The following is a 15,454-nucleotide window of genomic DNA, read 5'->3' as shown; positions in this document are numbered from 1 at the left end:
GCTCCACCGCCCGCGATCCGCGTGGCTGGACCCAGCATCGCCCCGGAGTCCGGGCCGTCAGTCCCGGCCCCGGCCCCGGCAGCGACACCCGGGGTGCGACCCGAGGTGGTCGTCGTACCCGCCCTCGGGGTCGAGGCGCCGGTGACCCCGATCCGCACCGTGGACGGCGTCCTGACGCCGCCGCCGGACCCGCAGGAGGTCGGCTGGTGGTCGGGCGGCGCGCGGCCCGGCTCGAGCGAAGGCGCCGCCGTCGTCACCGGGCACACCGTGCACACCGGCGGTGGGGCCTTCGACGACCTCGAGACGCTGTCGCCCGGTGACCGGGTGGTGGTGCGCTCGGGTGCGGAGGTGCTCGCCTACCGCATCGGCACGGTCGCGGTGCTGAGCCGTGACGAGCTGGCCCGGCGCAGTGGCAAGATCTTCGGCCCGACCGGCGCGCCCCGACTCGTCCTCATCACCTGCGAGGACTGGGACGGCACCGGCTACCGCAGCAACGTGGTGGTCACCGCGAGCCCCATCCGCTGATCAGAGGTGCTCGCGGAGCCAGGCGAAGTCGGCCTGGTGCTCCGCGGCACCGCCCGGCGTCTCACAGATCACCGGAGCCCCGGCCTCGCGCACCACACCCGCGAACTCGTCGGCCGGCAGGTGGCCCTGCCCGAAGTTCGCGTGGCGGTCGGCGCCCGAGCCGAACGTGTCGCGCGAGTCGTTGGCGTGGACGAGGTCGATGCGTCCGGTGATGCCGCGGACCTTCTCGACCGCGTCGCCGAGCTCGATGCCTCCCGCCCAGGCGTGGCACGTGTCGAGGCAGAACCCGACATCGTCGGCGCCCTCCGCCGAGGAGATCGCGTCCCACACCCCGGCGATGCGGTCGAGGTGGCGAGCCATGGCGTTGTCGCCCCCGGCGGTGTTCTCGATGAGCAGGGGGACCTTGATGTCGGTCGCCTCGATCGCCTTGCGCCAGTTGTCGAAGCCGACGGCAGGGTCGTCGCTCTTGTTGACGTGGCCGCCGTGGACGATGAGCCCCTTGGCGCCGATCGAGGCCGCGGCGTCCATGTGCTGCTGCAGCAGCTTGCGGCTCGGGATCCGGATGCGGTTGTTGGTCGTGGCGACGTTGACGACGTAGGGGGCGTGGACGTAGAGGTCGACGCCGGCGTCCTCGGCCGCGGCGCGCAGCCCCTCTGCGCCACCCGCGAAACGGACCTCCGGGCCCTTGTAGCCCTGGGGGTCGCCGAGGAAGAACTGCACGAGCGTCGTGTCGCGTGCGAGCGCCTCGGCGATCGGGTCGGTCTGCTCGACGTGGGCGCCGATGGCGGGGGAGCTGCTCATGAAGTCCACCCTAGGAGGACCCACAGACATCCGACGACCACGCCCGCAAGGGTCGCCACCGCGGTCCAGCCGACCCAGTCGACCGCGCGCGCCCGCGACGTCGTACGTCGTCCCGGTGGCGGTCCCAGCCGGTCGGGCACCGGCGGTCCGGCGGGCTCGGGCACCGGCAGTCGGCGCAGGAGGCGCAGCGCCGCGTCGGCCGTTGCGAGGCGCTGCTCGGGGTCGGCCACCAGGAGCCGCTCGAGGAGCGGTCGCAGCGGGTGCGAGGGGATACCGCACTGCCGGGCGGGCGGCTCGCCGGTGACGAGCTCGAGCGCCACGCGTCCCACCGAGTAGAGGTCCTGGGTCGGCTCCGGGGGCGCTCCCCGGGCCTGCTCGGGGGCCATGTAGCCGTCGGTGCCGATGGCGCCGGGCACCGTCGTGAAGCGGCGGTCCGCGACCGGCGCGGCGACCCCGAAGTCGCCGAGGCGCAGGTGGGGCGGCCCGTCCCCCGTGGCCTCGAGGAGGAGGTTGGCCGGCTTGACGTCGCGGTGCACCAGCCCGGCCGCGTGGACGGCCGCGAGGCCGAGCAGCAGCTGCTCGACGAGCAGGGCGCAGGTGCCCGAGTCGAGCGGGCCGTGCTCGCGCAGCAGGTCGGCGACCGACCCACCGGCGACGAGCTCCATCGCCAGCACGACCAGGTCGTCCTCGGCGGCCCAGCCGTGCGGCGCCACGACGTGCGGGTGCCGCACCCGGACGGCCTGCTCCCGGACGAACCTGGCCAGCAGCGCCGAACCGTGCCGCCCGAGGACCTTGAGCGCGACGTCGTCCCCGGTGCGCAGGTCGTGCGCGCGCCAGACCGAGCCCATCCCGCCGGAGCCCACCTGGTCCAGCAGCCGGTAGCGGCCGGCCACCACCGTGGAGGTGCGTGGCGTCCGCGAGGAGGTGGTCGCGCGCACCCCTCGACGCTAGCCCGCCCGGGAGCCGCTCGGAGGCTCCTCCACAGGCGGCGTACGACGATTCCGGCCGGGCGGCGGTGCGCTGGTAATCTTCCCCGGTTGCCTTCGGGCGACCGCGGCGCACGACCCACGTCGTACTCCCGCCGCGAACGCACAGTCCTCCTGCCACGGAGAGCCCGTGGCCGCTCTAGCCCAGAGGAGGTGGAGACCGCTATGCGTGCCTATGAAGTGATGGTCATCCTCGACCCGAGTCTCGACGAGCGCACCATCGAGCCGTCGCTCGACAAGTACCTCAACGTGATCCGCAAGGACGGTGGCTCGATCGAGTCGCTCGACGTGTGGGGTCGTCGCCGGATGGCGTACGAGATCAAGAAGAACGCCGAGGGCATCTACGCCGTCGTCAAGCTGACGGCCGAGCCCGCGACGGTCAAGGAGTTCGACCGCCAGCTCACGCTGAACGAGTCGATCCTGCGCACGAAGGTCATGCGTCCCGACGCCCACTGATCGCCTTCCCGGCGTCTGTGGATAGACCCTTCCCGCTGTCGGTGAGTGCCTGTTTGATGGGCGCATCACCGGGAGCAACCCGGATCAGTATTCTGAGGAGACCCTGACATGGCAGGCGAGACCACCATCACCGTGATCGGCAACCTCGTCGACGACCCGGAGCTGCGGTTCACCCCCTCGGGGGCCCCCGTGGCCAACTTCCGGATCGCGTCGACGCCGCGCACCTTCGATCGCCAGAGCAACGAGTGGAAGGACGGCGACACGCTGTTCCTCTCCTGCGCTGTGTGGCGACAGGCCGCGGAGAACGTCGCCGAGTCCCTCCAGCGGGGCATGCGCGTGATCGTCCAGGGTCGCCTCAAGTCCCGCCAGTACGAGACCCGCGAGGGTGAGAAGCGCACCGTCTTCGAGATCGACGTCGAGGAGGTCGGCCCGTCGCTGCGAAGCGCCTCGGCGAAGGTCACCAAGACGACGCGACAGGGCGGCGGTGGCGGCTACTCCGGTGGCGGCGGTGGCGGTGGTTACTCCGGTGGCGGAGGCGGTGGCGGGCAGCAGTCCGCTCCGGCCGACGACCCGTGGGCGACCCCGGCTCCCTCGCAGCAGGGTGGCGGCGGTTGGGGCGGACAGTCCCAGGGCCAGCAGCAGGGTGGCGGCCAGTCCGCTCCGCCCAACGACCCGTGGGCCACGCCCGGGGTCAGCGGCGGCAACGACGAGCCGCCGTTCTGATCCCGAAGACCAAGCAAGACATTCGAATTCCATTCCGTCCCTGATTTGCCTCAGGGCCGGGCTCACTGAAAGGGAGCACCACAATGGCCAAGGCAATTCTGCGCAAGCCCAAGAAGAAGGTTTGCCAGTTCTGCAAGGAGAAGGCGACCGGTGTCGACTACAAGGACACCACCCTGCTCCGCAAGTTCATCTCCGACCGCGGCAAGATCCGCGCCCGTCGCGTGACCGGCAACTGCGTCCAGCACCAGCGCGACGTGGCCATCGCCGTCAAGAACGCGCGCGAGCTGGCGCTGCTGCCCTACACGTCCACCGGTCGCTGAGAGGAGCACGGAAGATGAAGCTCATCCTGACCCAGGAGGTCGACGGCCTCGGTGCTCCCGGTGACGTGGTCGAGGTCAAGGACGGCTACGGCCGCAACTACCTCGTTCCCCGTGGCCTCGGCATCCGCTGGACCCGCGGCGGCGAGAAGACCATCGAGTCGATCAAGGCCGCCCGCACCGCCCGTGCGGTGCGCGACGAGGACCACGCCAAGGACGTCAAGGCCAAGCTCGAGGCCAACGCGGTCAACGTGAAGGTCCGCGCCGGTGAGGGCGGCCGCCTGTTCGGTGCCGTCACCACCACCGAGATCGCCGACGCGATCACGGACGTCTCCGGCGAGAAGGTCGACCGCCGCACCATCGTGGTGGCCAACCCGATCAAGTCGCTCGGCGCCCACGAGGTGGCCGTCAAGCTGCACGACGAGGTGTCCGCCACGGTGGCCCTCAACGTCGTTCCCGCCTGACGCGACCGACGCAACGCACACACCACGGCCCGCCGCCCTCAGGGGTGGCGGGCCGTGGTGCGTCCGGCCGCGCTCGAGGTGCCTGAACTTGTCAGGCCGTGCACGGGCCGACATCTTCAGGAACCCCCGGCCGGCCGGGGATCGCTGAACATGTCAGGCCGTGCACGGGCCGACATGTTCAGGAAGCGACAGGCTGGGGTTCGGCCCTCGGTCACTCGGTGGGGTTGTCGCAGCGGGCGGGCGGCTGGCTGCCGCCGGAGTGGTACTCGTAGGTCCGCTCACCGGCGCGCAGGGTGATCCGCGAGCCGTCGACGAGCGCCTGGGTGTACGACATCCCGGGCTCGGCGCAGCCGCGGCTGCCGTCACGCCAGGTGACCTCCTCGACCGAGACCACCTCGACCTCGCCGGCGTCGACGCCGAGCGTGGTGGCGAGGTCGTCGACCGCCTGCCCGACAGCGCCGGTGGGCGTGGACGGCGACGCGGACGGCGGGGTCGACGACGGGCTGGGGTCCACGGCGGTCTCCTCGGAGCTGGGGGATCGGTCCGGCGCGCCACACGCCACCAGGAGGGCGCAGGCCGCCAGCAGCAGGGCGGGGCGTCGCGTCGCGGTCATCATGGCAGTCTGACGAGCGGTCGGGAGCGGTCGTTCCGGGCCGGTCGGAGTGCCTGCGCCCGTCAGCGCTGCGCGGCGGGGAAGCGGTTGGGCCGCGCGACGACGGCGTCGAGGACGACCGGCCTGCGACTCAGCGTCTCGATGACGATCCGTCCGGAGCGGAGTCCGGAGTAGCGGTCGATGACGACGTGCTGCGTCGACGACGCCTTCGGGCCGGCGAGGTCGACCACGTGCCACGCGCGCCTGCCGACGCGCACCCGCACCTTGCCGTGGCCGCGACCCGTCGCGGCCAGGAGGCGGAGCTCGCCGACCTTCGCACGGGGCAGCACGAGACGCGCTCCCCGGCGGGACGCCTTCAGGGCGTCGCCGCGGAAGTAGCCCGGGCCGGTGACCTTCTTCCAGCCGCGCTGACGGGTGAGGTTGCGCGGCACGAAGAACTCGATCGCCGGCGACCAGGCGCTGGCGTTGCCGGCGGCGTCGATCGTGCGGGCGGAGAAGCGGTGCCGTCCGGCGGCGGGGTCGGGGAGCTCCCACCGACCGCCGGTGCAGGCGACGGGCTGGTCGTTGTCGGTGCACTCGAAGCGCGAGCCCGCCTCGCTGCTGTTGAGCCGGATCGGCACGCTCGCTCCGGTGACGACCGGCTGGGTCGGGGTGATCTCGTCGTAGGACGTGCTGGTCACGAAGACGAAGGGCGCCGTGGTGTCCTGGCCCCAGGTGAAGGTCGCCGGGGTGGGGTCCTCGTCAGGGGTGTCCGGCACCGTCGGCGGCAGCAGCGGAGCGGTGTCCGGCGTCCGGGCCCGGTCGCCGGCGTCGACGGCTCGGGCCTCGAGGACGTAGGTGCCGGCCGCGGCGTCGGGCAGGTCGGCGTACGTCACCGGGCTGGTGCAGGCGCGCCAGCCGTGGGCCTGCGGTCCCCCGGTCAGGCGGCACTCGAGCGCGAACGGCCCGGGGTCCCCGTCGGAGACCTCCCAGCCGAGGGTGAAGGTCATCGAGGACACCGCGACGAGCCCGGCGGCGTTGGGCGCCGTGGACGGCGTCAGGGTGGTCTCGGGGGGCGTGCTGTCGTCGCAACCGTTCTGCAGGACGCTCGGCGCGGTCTCCTCGAGGCAGCCCGGGGTGGCGCCGGCCGGTGCCGCGGTCAGCGGCACCAGGCCGCCGCCCAGCAGTCCGAGCACGGCCAGCCGGCTCGCGGTGCGGTGTCGAAGCATGGGTCCTCCCTCGTCTCCGGCGCGCTCCCGTGCGCCCTCACCGGGGTCAACGAACGGCGGCGGCTCCGGTCACGAGCCACCGGTCGCCGCGCGCCCGCCACGAGAGCAGGACGCCGCGCGCGCCCATGAAGACCACCGTCATGGCGACCCAGACTGCGACCAGCCCGTGCGGGAGGGTGGCCGCCCAGAGCGCTGCCGGGGCGTACGCCGCCAGCACGACGAGGCCGGCCCAGGCGAGGTACGCGCCGTCGCCAGCGCCGATGAGCACCCCGTCGAGGACGAAGACCAGCCCCGCGACCGGCTGTCCGACCGCGGCGACGAGCAGGACCGGGACGAGCAGGTCGCGCACCGCCGGGTCGGTGGTGAAGAGCGCGCCGATGAACGGGGACACCGCGGCCAGCGCGAGTCCGGCGACGATGCCGCTGCCCCACCCCCACTGGACCATCCGGCGGGTGAGGCGACGGGTGCCCTCGACGTCGCCGCTGCCCAGGGCGCGGCCGGTGAGGGCCTGGGCGGCGATCGCGATCGCGTCGAGGGCGAAGGCCAGGAAGCTCCACAGCGTGATCGCGATCTGGTGGGTGGCGACGTTGACGTCGGTGGCCCCGGTCCCGACCCGGGTGACCGCGTAGGTGCCGACGAGCAGGCAGGCGCGCAGCGCGAGGGTGCGGATGACGAGCGCGACCGCGGCGTGGGCGGCGGCGGCGATGCCGGCGCGGTCCGGGGTCATCGGCGCGTCGTGCTCGCGAGCCGCGCGGACCACGACGACGAGGAACCACGCCGCGCTGATGACCTGTGCGAGGACCGACCCGATGGCCGATCCGGCGATCCCGAGGTCGAGGCCGTAGACGAGGACGACGTTGAAGACGATGTTCAGCCCGTTGCCGACGACCGCCACCAGCAGCGGCGTACGGGTGTCCTGCAGGCCGCGGAGCACGCCGGTCGCGGCCAGCATGATCAGCAGGGGGGTGGTGCCGAGGAACGCGATGGCCAGGTAGGTCTCCGCGTGCCCGGCGACCTCGGCCCCGGTGTCGAAGACGCCGACGAGTGCGGGGGTGAGCGCGATGCCGCCGACGGTGGCGAGGACCCCGATGAGGACGGCGAGCCACACCCCGTCGATCCCTTGGGCGATCGCGCCCCGGAGGTCGCCCGCACCCAGGTGGCGGGCGACGCTCGCGGTGGTGCCGTAGGCGAGGAACACGCACAGCCCGACCACCGTCTGCAGGACGACCGCGGCGACGCCGAGGCCGGCGAGCTCCGGGGTGCCGAGGTGGCCGACGATCGCGGCGTCGGAGAGCAGGAAGAGCGGTTCGGCCACGAGCGCGAGGAACGCCGGGACGGCCAGCCGCAGGATCTCCCGGTCTGTCTCCCGGTGCTCGGCCTTCACAGGTTCACCCTAGGAAGGCGTCAGTCTTCCCCGAATCCGGGGCGGCATAGCGACGACTGTGCCTCGGCGTACATAGCCCGTTGGAACTACCTGTGCATGGCCGTGTGGATGACGGCGCGCTGGCGCTTGCCGTCGCAGGGGGACGGCCCAGCGGCGGGTGTCTTCCGGATGTCGGACAGGTGAACGGTCCTGCGAGGCAACAATTTCTTCTCCACAGGGTGTGTGCGGCGTTTGCGCAGGTCAGATCGATGTCTGGTCCGGGTTTCCCCGGAGTGTCCACAGGGTGTTCCACGGCATGTGCACCTCGCCCGGCGTGTCGTCCACGTCCGGCCACACCTTCTCCACAGACCCTGTGGACAACTCGGCGTCGTCGGCTTCCCACAGGGGGTCGGGAGCACGTACGGTCCTGCGCGAACCAGTGATGGAACGGCTGGTGGGACTCGGGTGAGAGCGGAGCCGGCAGCGATGTCGGCTCGATGTCAGAGGTCGTCCCTAACGTCGTGGTCAGCGGACCCGAGCGAGGCCCAACGAGAGGGAGGGAGCACCCGGTGAGCGTCACCTTCGAGGGGGACACCGACGAGGCCTGGGGCGACGGGCCGGCGGCCTACGAGCCCGGCGACTCGCCCCGCTCACCGGGCGACCGGACGCCTCCGCAGGACAACGCGGCGGAGCAGAGCGTGCTCGGCTCGATGCTGCTGTCCAAGGACGCGATCGCCGACGTCGTCGACGTGATCAAGGGCGTCGACTACTACCGCCCCGCCCACGAGGTGATCCACGACGCGATCATCGACCTCTACGGTCGCGGCGAGCCGGCCGACCCGATCACGGTGGCGGCCGAGCTGGTCAAGCGCGGCGAGCTGCAGCGCATCGGTGGCGCCCCCTACCTCCACACCCTGTCGGCCAACGTGCCGATCGCGGCCAACGCCGGCTACTACGCCGAGATCGTGCGCGACAAGGCGATCCTGCGCCGACTGGTCGAGGCCGGCACCCGCATCGCCGCCCTCGGCTACGCCGGTGAGGGGGAGATCGACGACGTCGTCGACAACGCCCAGGCCGAGGTCTACAAGGTCACCGACCGCCGCGCCAGCGTCGACTACGCGCCGCTGAGCGACATCATGAGCGGCGTCCTCGACGAGATCGAGGCCATCGGCAACCGCGAGGCCGGGCTCTACGGCGTGCCCACGGGCTTCGCCGACCTCGACGACCTGACCAACGGTCTCCACTCCGGCCAGATGATCATCGTCGCGGCGCGCCCGGCCATGGGAAAGTCGACCCTCGCCCTCGACTTCTGCCGCGCGGCGTCGATCCACAACAACCTCACCAGCGTCTTCTTCAGCCTCGAGATGACGCGCTCGGAGATCATGATGCGTCTGCTCTCCGCCGAGGCGAAGGTGCCGCTCAACCACATCCGCAACGGCACGATGCGCGACGACGACTGGGAGAAGCTGGCCCGCAAGATGGGTCAGGTCTCGGGGGCGCCGATGTTCATCGACGACAGCCCCAACATGACGATGATGGAGATCCGGGCCAAGGCGCGGCGGCTCAAGCAGCGCCACGACCTCAAGCTCATCGTCATCGACTACATGCAGCTGATGAGCTCGGGCAAGAAGGTCGAGTCCCGCCAGCTCGAGGTCTCGGAGTTCTCCCGCAACATCAAGCTCCTCGCCAAGGAGCTCGAGTGCCCGATCATCGCGCTGTCCCAGCTCAACCGTGGTCCCGAGCAGCGCGGCGACAAGCGCCCGATGATGAGCGACCTGCGTGAGTCCGGCTCGCTGGAGCAGGACGCCGACATGGTGATCCTGCTCCATCGCGACGACGTCTACGAGAAGGAGTCGACCCGCCCCGGCGAGGCCGATCTCATCGTCGCCAAGCACCGCAACGGACCCACCCGCGACCTCACCGTCGCCTTCCAGGGCCACTACTCCCGCTTCGTGGACATGGCGGCTGGCTGAGCACGGTCGGCCGGGTGCGGCGTCGCGCAACGGCATCGGGGTTACCCCCATCGAGCGACGACATCGGATGCCGGGCCCGGTGAAGGTGGGATCCCCGATGAAATGAGGCCACCATGATCCGACCGGCTGTTTCGATCTCGCTCCTGGCCCTGACGGCCGTGCTCCTCGCGCCCGGGCCCTCTGCCACCAGCGCGCCCCCCACTCCCACGGATCCGGCGCCCGAGATCCTTGCGGCGGGGGAGGCCTGTGAGTTCGCGATCTCTGTTGTGTCGACGGGCAAGGAGGGCTTCATCGAGCTCGCCGCCAACCCCCAGTTCTCGGCGATCGCGCCGGCCCCGGGGCTGAAGCTCACGGTCACCAACCTCGAGGACCCGGACCGGTCGGTGACGGTCAACGCGACGGGTGCGTTCCGCTTCGTCGACCAGCCGGACGGCAGCACCGAGATCCGGGCCGGTGGCCACAACTTCCTCTACGGCGAGACGGAGATCGGCGCGACCGCCCTCGCGACCACGGGCCCGGTCACGCTCGAGATCTCCCCGGACGGGGACTTCGTCGGGATGGACCTGAGCCAGGCGCGGGTCCGGGACCTGTGCGCTGAGCTCGCCTGACCCAGAGGAACACGGCGCTCACCCTCTGGGGAACGAATTGCAGGCGGATCGGGGTCATCTGCCTGCATCTCGTTCCCCAGCCTCCGATGTGACCGGGCACGGAGGCCTCCCCCGGCGCGTGGTCCGTCGGCGTGCGAGGCCCTCGTAGCCCGCGGTGATGAGTTCGCCGGCCGATCGCCGTCATAGGAGGTGACAGGACACACGACGGACGAGAGGTTGGACGATGACGATCGACATGCGCAGCGAGGAGGTCGGCGTGAGCAGTCTCGACGACATGGACGAGGCGACGTTCGCGGAGCTGGCCGAGCGGCACCGGCAGGAGCTCCACGTCCACTGCTACCGGATGCTCGGCTCGTTCCAGGACGCCGAGGACGCGGTGCAGGAGACGTTCCTCAAGGCCTGGCGCGCCCGGGCGACGTACGAGGGGCGCTCGACGGTGCGGGCGTGGCTCTACCGCATCGCGACCAACACCTGCCTCGACCTGCTCGCGCGGCGGCGCCCGGAGCCGGCCACCGGCGGCGAGGTCATGTGGTTGCAGCCCTACCCCGACAGCCTGCTCGACGAGCTGCCGGCCGCCGACGCCGACGAGCCCGAGGCGCTCGCGTTGGCGCGGGAGACGATCGAGCTGGCGTACGTCGTCGCGGTGCAGCACCTCGCTCCGCGTCCGCGCGCGGCGCTGATCCTCCGTGACGTGATGGGCTGGCCGGCGAAGGACGTCGCCGAGCTGCTCGGCGACTCGGTCAACTCGGTCAACAGCGCGCTCCAGCGGGCCCGGGCCGGGATGCGCGAGCACCTGCCCGCCGAACGCCAGGAGTGGACCGGCGCGGACACGGACGCGGAGAACCGCGAGCTCGTGCGTCGCTTCACCGAGGCCAGCGTCGCCACGGACCTCGACGCGATCGCGGCCATGATGCGCGACGACGTCCGCTACTCCATGCCCCCGTGGGAGGGCCTCGTCATCGGTCGGGACGCGATCGTCGCGGACTGGACGGCCAACGGCTACCCGCAGATGGCCGGTCTGCGCGCGGTCCCCACCGCGGTGAACCGGCAGCCGGCGCTCGCCTACTACCTGTGGCGGGAGGACGAGGCGGCGTACCTCCCGCTCACGATCGACGTGCTCCGCATCTCTGGAGGGACGGTCACCGAGGTCACCATCTTCGACGCCGACCGGTTCCCTTCCCTGGGTCTTCCCGAGCGTCTCGACGCGGACGGCGAGGGGTGAGCACGATGGTCGTCGCACCCACGACGTCACGGACGGTGCCCGCGGCGCGGCTCGGTCGGGTGGTCGGCACGGGCGTCGTCGCGTCGGTCGCGGCGAGCGCGGCCGCCGTGGGCGGTGCCTGGCTCGCGCGGTCGGTCGGGGTCACGCTCGAGGTGACCGGCGGAGAGGCCATCCCGGTGCCCGCCTTCGCCTCCGTGACGCTCGTCCTCTCGCTGGTCGGCGTCGTCGTCGCCGCGGGGCTGGCGCGGTGGAACACCCACCCGGTCCGCTGGTGGCTGCGCACGACGGTGGCGCTGACCGCGCTGTCGCTGGCGCCGCCGATCCTGGCGGCCGCCGACACGGCAACGGCCGTCACCCTGGTCGGGCTGCACCTGCTCGCGGCGGCGGTGGTGGTCCCGGCCGTCGCCCGTGCCCTCCGCGGCCCGGCCTGACCGGGGTCAGCGCCCGCGGTGCTTGCCGGCGTCGACCTCGCCGGGTCAGGCGGGGCGAACGTGAGCCAGTCCGTGCGATCGGCGCCCGCCCCCACCTCGACGCCCGACGCGGTGCACTCGAGGTGGTCGTTGTGCGTGCAGTCGGACCGGTGGCACGCGCCGACGTGGCCGCTGGCGTCCACGCCACCCTTGTCGGCGGTGTGGACGTAGGTCCCGCACGCGGCGCCCGCGGCGTCGGTCACCGTGATCGCGCCGGCGTGGCAGTCGTGGTCGTGGTTGTAGGAGCGCGCGGCGTACGTCCAGAGGCAGGCCGCCGTCACTCAGCCGGGACCGTCGGGGTGGGCGTCGTCCCAGGCGCGCCACAGCTTCTGGGGGACGACCATCCGCCAGGCGTCGACGACCAGCTCACGGGCCTCCGCAGCCTCGAGGTCCGCGAGCGTGGCGTGCACCCAGTTGAACCGCATGTCGGACTCGGCCGGCAGGTGGAAGCGCCGGTCGCTGTCGACCAGCGCGGCCCGCTCCTCCTTGGGGAACGCGAATCCCATCACCGACTCGTCGTGCGAGAACGCGGTGTAGACGATCGAGCCCACCCGGAACTTCAGGCGCCCCCGGACGGTGACGACGTACGACCTGGCCAGGCCCGAGCCCAGCGCCAGCACGTCGTCGACCACGGCCATGACCCAGTGTCGCTCATCCTGACGCCGGGGAGCGGTGCCCCGTACCGACCCCGAGGGGTGAGCCGTCCACCCTCTCGTCCTGACTAGCGTGTCGGGCGACCATGCGCAGCGACGACGCCAGCGGCGACCCCCGGATCCTCACGCTGACCTACACGAGCTCGGTCACCGACCTGATGTCGGTCACCCAGCTCGTCGAGCTGATCGAGCAGATCCGCCCCAAGAACGAGCGCCTCGGCCTCACCGGGCTGCTGCTCTACAGCGGGGGCAACGTGATCCAGACGCTCGAGGGGACGTCGTACGCGGTCTACCAGGTGTTCGACGCGATCCGGGCCGACGCCCGCCACGGCGACGTACGCCTCGTCGACCGGCGCTACGTGGGTGACCGGTCCTTCGCCACCTGGTCGATGGGCTTCCGCAACGTCAGCGCCCGCGAGGTCGCCGACCTGCAGGAATTCAACGACTTCGCGCGGCAGTCGGTCGGCCATGATCTCGTCGACCATGCCGCGTCGGCCTTCGAGCTGCTCGGGACCTTCCGCCTCAACACTGCGTGAGCGTCCGGGTGTGGGCCGGGCCGTAGGGTCGAGGACATGCAGACTCGCACCCTCGGCAACCAGAAGGTCGGCGCCATCGGCCTCGGCCTCATGACCTTCGACCAGACCGGCACGCAGCCCCGCCAGCAGCTCCTGGACACCGTCTCCGCCGCCCTCGACGCGGGCGTCACCCTCTTCGACACCGCCGACGCCTACGGCCCCGGCGACGAGAAGGGCGCCGGTGCGCAGGGTGAGAACGAGCGGCTGATCGCCTCGATCCTCGACGAGCTCGGCGTCCGCGACCGGGTCGTGCTGGCCACCAAGGGCGGGCACGTCCGCACCGACGGCGGCGGCTGGGACACCGACAGCTCGGCCACCCACCTCCGCGAGGCCGTCGACGCCAGCCTGCAGCGCCTCGGCGTCGAGCAGATCGCCCTGTGGCAGCACCACCGCCCGGACCCGAAGGTCCCCTACGACGAGGTGATCGGCACGCTCAAGGAGATCGCCGACAGCGGCAAGGTCGCCCACGTCGGCCTCTCCAACGCCGACCCGCAGCAGATCCGCGACGCCCACGCGGTGCTCGGCGGCGCGCTGGCCAGCGTGCAGAACCAGTTCAGCCCGAAGTTCCGCTCGAGCAAGCCCGAGATCGAGGTCTGCGAGGAGCTCGGCCTGGCCTTCCTGCCGTGGAGCCCGCTCGGCGGCCTGTCCGACGCCAAGGAGCTGGCCGACAAGCACCCCGCCTTCGCCGAGATCGCGCAGGAGCGCGGCGTGAGTGCCCAGCAGGTCGCCCTGGCCTGGGAGCTCGCCCAGTCGCCCGTCGTGATCCCGATCCCGGGCGCCAAGCGGCCCTCGTCGATCAACGACTCGGCCGCCGCCGCGGAGATCGAGCTCACCGCCGACGAGCTCACGCGGCTCGACGCGAGCTGACCGGGCCCCACGCGATGGCCCGCCCCGCCCTCACCCGCGCGGTCGACACCGTCATGGACCGCTCGCTCGTCCTCGGCTACACGACGATCGGCCTCGCGGTGCGGCGGGCGCTGCCCGGCTGGCCGGCCGACCCGCTGCCACGCTCGCTGGAGGGCCGGCACGTGCTGGTCACCGGCGCGAGCTCCGGGCTGGGGGCGGCCACGGTCGACGGCCTGGCCGGTCTCGGCGCGGTCGTGCACATGCTGGTGCGCGACGAGGTGAAGGGGGCCGGGGTCGCCGACCGGATCAGGACCGCGCACCCCGGCGTGGAGCTGCGGCTGTGGCGGTGCGACGTCGCCGACCTCGACGACGTACGACGCTTCGCGACCGGCTTCGCCGCCGAGGTCCCCGACCTCCACGCGGTGGTGCACAACGCGGGCGTGATGCCGCCCGAGCGCACCGAGTCGCCGCAGGGGCTCGAGCTGAGCATGGCGGTGCACCTCGTCGGGCCGGTGGTGATGACCGAGGCGCTGCGCGGCCCCCTCGCCGGGGGCACGGCGGGCGGGCGCGTGGTGCTGGTGAGCAGCGGGGGGATGTACAGCCAGCCGCTGCACGCCGACGATCCCGACTACGCCACTGGCGACTACTCGCCGACGACGGCGTACGCCCGCTCGAAGCGCTGGCAGGTCGAGATGGCTCCGCTGCTCGCCGACCGCTGGGCCGCCGACCGGATCACCGTCGCGACGATGCACCCGGGCTGGGCCGACACCCCCGGCGTACGCGAGTCGCTGCCGACGTTCCGCCGGATCACACGGGCGGTGCTGCGCGACGATGCGCAGGGTGCCGACACCAGCGTCTGGCTCACCGCCGTCGAGCCGGCCCCGCCGACGGGTCGCTTCTGGCACGACCGGGTCGAGCGTCCGACGAACCTCCTGCCGACGACGCGCGCCAGCGAGGCCGACCGGGCTCGTGCCTGGTCGTGGCTCCGCGTGGCGGCCGGGCTGGGCGGCTCAGCGTGACCCTAGGGTGTCGCGGGTGCTCAGCCTGCAGATCGACGACGCCCGCCTGACCGACCTCGAGCCCTGGCACGCCGAGCAGCTCGCCGCGCTGTTCCGCGCCCACGGTGCGGACTTCTACGACTGGCTGCCGTGGGAGGGCTTCGAGGACGTCGACGGGGCCCGCGGCTTCATCGAGTCGTTCGCCAAGGCGCGCGGCGAGGGCACCCGGCGCCTCTACGGCATCTGGGTCGACGGCGAGCTCGTCGGCGGCACGCTCTTCCCGAGCATCAACGCCCGCGCGCGGACCGCAGAGGCGGGCGTCTTCCTCGCCGCGTCCGCCCGCGGCCGCGGGATCGTGACCCGCGCCGTCGCGGCCATGCTCGACTGGGCCTTCGTCGAGCGCGGGCTCCACCGCGTCGAGTGGCGCTGCGCCCCGGGCAACCATGCCAGTCGGCGCGTCGCCGAGCGCCTCGGCTTCACCCACGAGGGCACCCTGCGCGAGGTGTTCCCCGTCCGCGAGGAGCGCCAGGACCTCGAGGTCTGGGCCCTCCTCTCCCGCGAGTGGTCCGGCCTGCCGCCCCGCGCGGGGTAGTCCAGTGGGTTCTGGTCGTCGCCAGGGCGCTTTCCCAGCCGCTTTCCACTGGACTACCCCG

General features: G+C 72.3%; 19 protein-coding genes. 13 read left to right on the top strand and 6 right to left on the bottom strand.

Translation table 11 applies throughout. From position 1 onward, the window contains the following. The first annotated feature begins 21 nt into the window (after positions 1–21). Complete coding sequence (locus HOO61_RS23990; protein WP_367650021.1) at positions 22–525, top strand: class F sortase; 504 nt, start codon at positions 22–24, stop codon at positions 523–525. Here HOO61_RS23990 and HOO61_RS04535 read toward each other — a convergent pair whose 3' ends face one another. Continuing rightward, positions 526–1,326, bottom strand: a complete 801-nt coding sequence (locus HOO61_RS04535) for a deoxyribonuclease IV (protein ID WP_172257296.1) — start codon at positions 1,324–1,326, stop codon at positions 526–528. Further along, on the bottom strand, positions 1,323–2,264 hold the full coding sequence (locus HOO61_RS04530; RefSeq protein WP_367650020.1) for a serine/threonine-protein kinase: 942 nt from the start codon (positions 2,262–2,264) through the stop codon (positions 1,323–1,325). The genes HOO61_RS04535 and HOO61_RS04530 overlap by 4 nt, the downstream gene beginning before the upstream one ends. A gap of 213 nt (positions 2,265–2,477) precedes the next feature. On the opposite strand from HOO61_RS04530, the gene rpsF reads away from it, so the two are divergent. The 4 genes from rpsF to rplI all read left to right on the top strand — a co-directional run bounded on the left by rpsF (position 2,478) and on the right by rplI (position 4,272). After that, entirely contained in the window at positions 2,478–2,768 is a 291-nt protein-coding gene (rpsF, locus tag HOO61_RS04525) for a 30S ribosomal protein S6 (RefSeq protein ID WP_135837775.1), read from the top strand. A gap of 108 nt (positions 2,769–2,876) precedes the next feature. Further along, positions 2,877–3,491: a single-stranded DNA-binding protein gene (locus HOO61_RS04520; RefSeq protein WP_172257294.1), complete on the top strand. Its 615-nt coding sequence runs from the start codon at positions 2,877–2,879 to the stop codon at positions 3,489–3,491. An 83-nt stretch (positions 3,492–3,574) separates the two neighbouring features. After that, a complete protein-coding gene (gene rpsR / locus HOO61_RS04515) occupies positions 3,575–3,811 on the top strand; it encodes a 30S ribosomal protein S18 (protein WP_056603689.1) in 237 nt (78 codons plus the stop codon). A 14-nt stretch (positions 3,812–3,825) separates the two neighbouring features. After that, positions 3,826–4,272: a 50S ribosomal protein L9 gene (rplI, locus tag HOO61_RS04510; protein ID WP_172257292.1), complete on the top strand. Its 447-nt coding sequence runs from the start codon at positions 3,826–3,828 to the stop codon at positions 4,270–4,272. A 211-nt stretch (positions 4,273–4,483) separates the two neighbouring features. On the opposite strand, the gene HOO61_RS04505 is transcribed toward rplI, so the two are convergent. The 3 genes from HOO61_RS04505 to HOO61_RS04495 all read right to left on the bottom strand — a co-directional run bounded on the left by HOO61_RS04505 (position 4,484) and on the right by HOO61_RS04495 (position 7,477). Then, positions 4,484–4,885 (bottom strand): hypothetical protein, encoded by a 402-nt coding sequence (locus HOO61_RS04505; RefSeq protein WP_172257290.1) that lies wholly within the window; start codon positions 4,883–4,885, stop codon positions 4,484–4,486. A 62-nt stretch (positions 4,886–4,947) separates the two neighbouring features. Then, positions 4,948–6,093 carry a hypothetical protein gene (locus HOO61_RS04500; RefSeq protein ID WP_172257288.1) on the bottom strand — a complete coding sequence of 382 codons (1,146 nt, stop codon included), beginning with the start codon at positions 6,091–6,093 and terminating at the stop codon, positions 4,948–4,950. Positions 6,094–6,139: 46 nt separating this feature from the next. Further along, positions 6,140–7,477 carry an MATE family efflux transporter gene (locus tag HOO61_RS04495; protein WP_172257286.1) on the bottom strand — a complete coding sequence of 446 codons (1,338 nt, stop codon included), beginning with the start codon at positions 7,475–7,477 and terminating at the stop codon, positions 6,140–6,142. A 548-nt stretch (positions 7,478–8,025) separates the two neighbouring features. Between HOO61_RS04495 and dnaB the strand changes: the two genes are divergently transcribed. From dnaB to HOO61_RS04475, 4 genes are all read left to right on the top strand, one after another. Beyond that, the gene (dnaB, locus tag HOO61_RS04490; RefSeq protein WP_367650019.1) at positions 8,026–9,429 is read left to right on the top strand and encodes a replicative DNA helicase; all 1,404 of its coding nucleotides are present in this window, start codon (positions 8,026–8,028) and stop codon (positions 9,427–9,429) included. 113 nt (positions 9,430–9,542) lie between these two features. Continuing rightward, complete coding sequence (locus HOO61_RS04485; protein WP_172257282.1) at positions 9,543–10,037, top strand: hypothetical protein; 495 nt, start codon at positions 9,543–9,545, stop codon at positions 10,035–10,037. A 223-nt stretch (positions 10,038–10,260) separates the two neighbouring features. Further along, the gene (locus HOO61_RS04480; RefSeq protein ID WP_172257280.1) at positions 10,261–11,259 is read left to right on the top strand and encodes an RNA polymerase subunit sigma-70; all 999 of its coding nucleotides are present in this window, start codon (positions 10,261–10,263) and stop codon (positions 11,257–11,259) included. Between the two features lie 5 nt (positions 11,260–11,264). Next, positions 11,265–11,690: a DUF6069 family protein gene (locus HOO61_RS04475; protein ID WP_172257278.1), complete on the top strand. Its 426-nt coding sequence runs from the start codon at positions 11,265–11,267 to the stop codon at positions 11,688–11,690. 320 nt (positions 11,691–12,010) lie between these two features. Here HOO61_RS04475 and HOO61_RS04470 read toward each other — a convergent pair whose 3' ends face one another. Then, complete coding sequence (locus tag HOO61_RS04470) at positions 12,011–12,367, bottom strand: MmcQ/YjbR family DNA-binding protein (RefSeq protein ID WP_172257276.1); 357 nt, start codon at positions 12,365–12,367, stop codon at positions 12,011–12,013. A 101-nt stretch (positions 12,368–12,468) separates the two neighbouring features. Between HOO61_RS04470 and HOO61_RS04465 the strand changes: the two genes are divergently transcribed. The 4 genes from HOO61_RS04465 to HOO61_RS04450 are packed head-to-tail and all read left to right on the top strand — an operon-like array spanning position 12,469 to position 15,393. Next, positions 12,469–12,918 (top strand): BLUF domain-containing protein, encoded by a 450-nt coding sequence (locus HOO61_RS04465; protein ID WP_172257274.1) that lies wholly within the window; start codon positions 12,469–12,471, stop codon positions 12,916–12,918. Between the two features lie 36 nt (positions 12,919–12,954). Further along, positions 12,955–13,824, top strand: a complete 870-nt coding sequence (locus tag HOO61_RS04460) for an aldo/keto reductase (protein WP_172257272.1) — start codon at positions 12,955–12,957, stop codon at positions 13,822–13,824. 14 nt (positions 13,825–13,838) lie between these two features. Continuing rightward, the gene (locus HOO61_RS04455; RefSeq protein WP_172257270.1) at positions 13,839–14,822 is read left to right on the top strand and encodes an SDR family NAD(P)-dependent oxidoreductase; all 984 of its coding nucleotides are present in this window, start codon (positions 13,839–13,841) and stop codon (positions 14,820–14,822) included. A gap of 16 nt (positions 14,823–14,838) precedes the next feature. Continuing rightward, positions 14,839–15,393 (top strand): GNAT family N-acetyltransferase, encoded by a 555-nt coding sequence (locus HOO61_RS04450; RefSeq protein WP_216658543.1) that lies wholly within the window; start codon positions 14,839–14,841, stop codon positions 15,391–15,393. The last annotated feature ends 61 nt before the right edge of the window (positions 15,394–15,454 follow it).

Source organism: Nocardioides sp. zg-1230, assembly GCF_013155335.1.
GTDB lineage: Bacteria > Actinomycetota > Actinomycetes > Propionibacteriales > Nocardioidaceae > Nocardioides.
Note: the sequence above shows the minus strand (reverse complement) of the source record. Positions and strands in the feature narration are given on the sequence as shown.

What these genes read in the sequence shown, in the direction of transcription:
- HOO61_RS04460 (WP_172257272.1), top strand. Translation starts at nt 12,955, where the DNA reads ATGCAGACTCGCACCCTCGGCAACCAGAAGGTCGGCGCCATCGGCCTC.
- HOO61_RS04485 (WP_172257282.1), top strand. Translation starts at nt 9,543, where the DNA reads ATGATCCGACCGGCTGTTTCGATCTCGCTCCTGGCCCTGACGGCCGTG.
- HOO61_RS04480 (WP_172257280.1), top strand. Translation starts at nt 10,261, where the DNA reads ATGACGATCGACATGCGCAGCGAGGAGGTCGGCGTGAGCAGTCTCGAC.
- rpsR (WP_056603689.1), top strand. Translation starts at nt 3,575, where the DNA reads ATGGCCAAGGCAATTCTGCGCAAGCCCAAGAAGAAGGTTTGCCAGTTC.
- HOO61_RS04505 (WP_172257290.1), bottom strand. Translation starts at nt 4,885, where the DNA reads ATGACCGCGACGCGACGCCCCGCCCTGCTGCTGGCGGCCTGCGCCCTC.
- HOO61_RS04520 (WP_172257294.1), top strand. Translation starts at nt 2,877, where the DNA reads ATGGCAGGCGAGACCACCATCACCGTGATCGGCAACCTCGTCGACGAC.
- HOO61_RS04455 (WP_172257270.1), top strand. Translation starts at nt 13,839, where the DNA reads ATGGCCCGCCCCGCCCTCACCCGCGCGGTCGACACCGTCATGGACCGC.
- rpsF (WP_135837775.1), top strand. Translation starts at nt 2,478, where the DNA reads ATGCGTGCCTATGAAGTGATGGTCATCCTCGACCCGAGTCTCGACGAG.
- HOO61_RS04465 (WP_172257274.1), top strand. Translation starts at nt 12,469, where the DNA reads ATGCGCAGCGACGACGCCAGCGGCGACCCCCGGATCCTCACGCTGACC.
- HOO61_RS04500 (WP_172257288.1), bottom strand. Translation starts at nt 6,093, where the DNA reads ATGCTTCGACACCGCACCGCGAGCCGGCTGGCCGTGCTCGGACTGCTG.
- HOO61_RS04470 (WP_172257276.1), bottom strand. Translation starts at nt 12,367, where the DNA reads ATGGCCGTGGTCGACGACGTGCTGGCGCTGGGCTCGGGCCTGGCCAGG.
- rplI (WP_172257292.1), top strand. Translation starts at nt 3,826, where the DNA reads ATGAAGCTCATCCTGACCCAGGAGGTCGACGGCCTCGGTGCTCCCGGT.
- HOO61_RS04475 (WP_172257278.1), top strand. Translation starts at nt 11,265, where the DNA reads ATGGTCGTCGCACCCACGACGTCACGGACGGTGCCCGCGGCGCGGCTC.
- HOO61_RS04535 (WP_172257296.1), bottom strand. Translation starts at nt 1,326, where the DNA reads ATGAGCAGCTCCCCCGCCATCGGCGCCCACGTCGAGCAGACCGACCCG.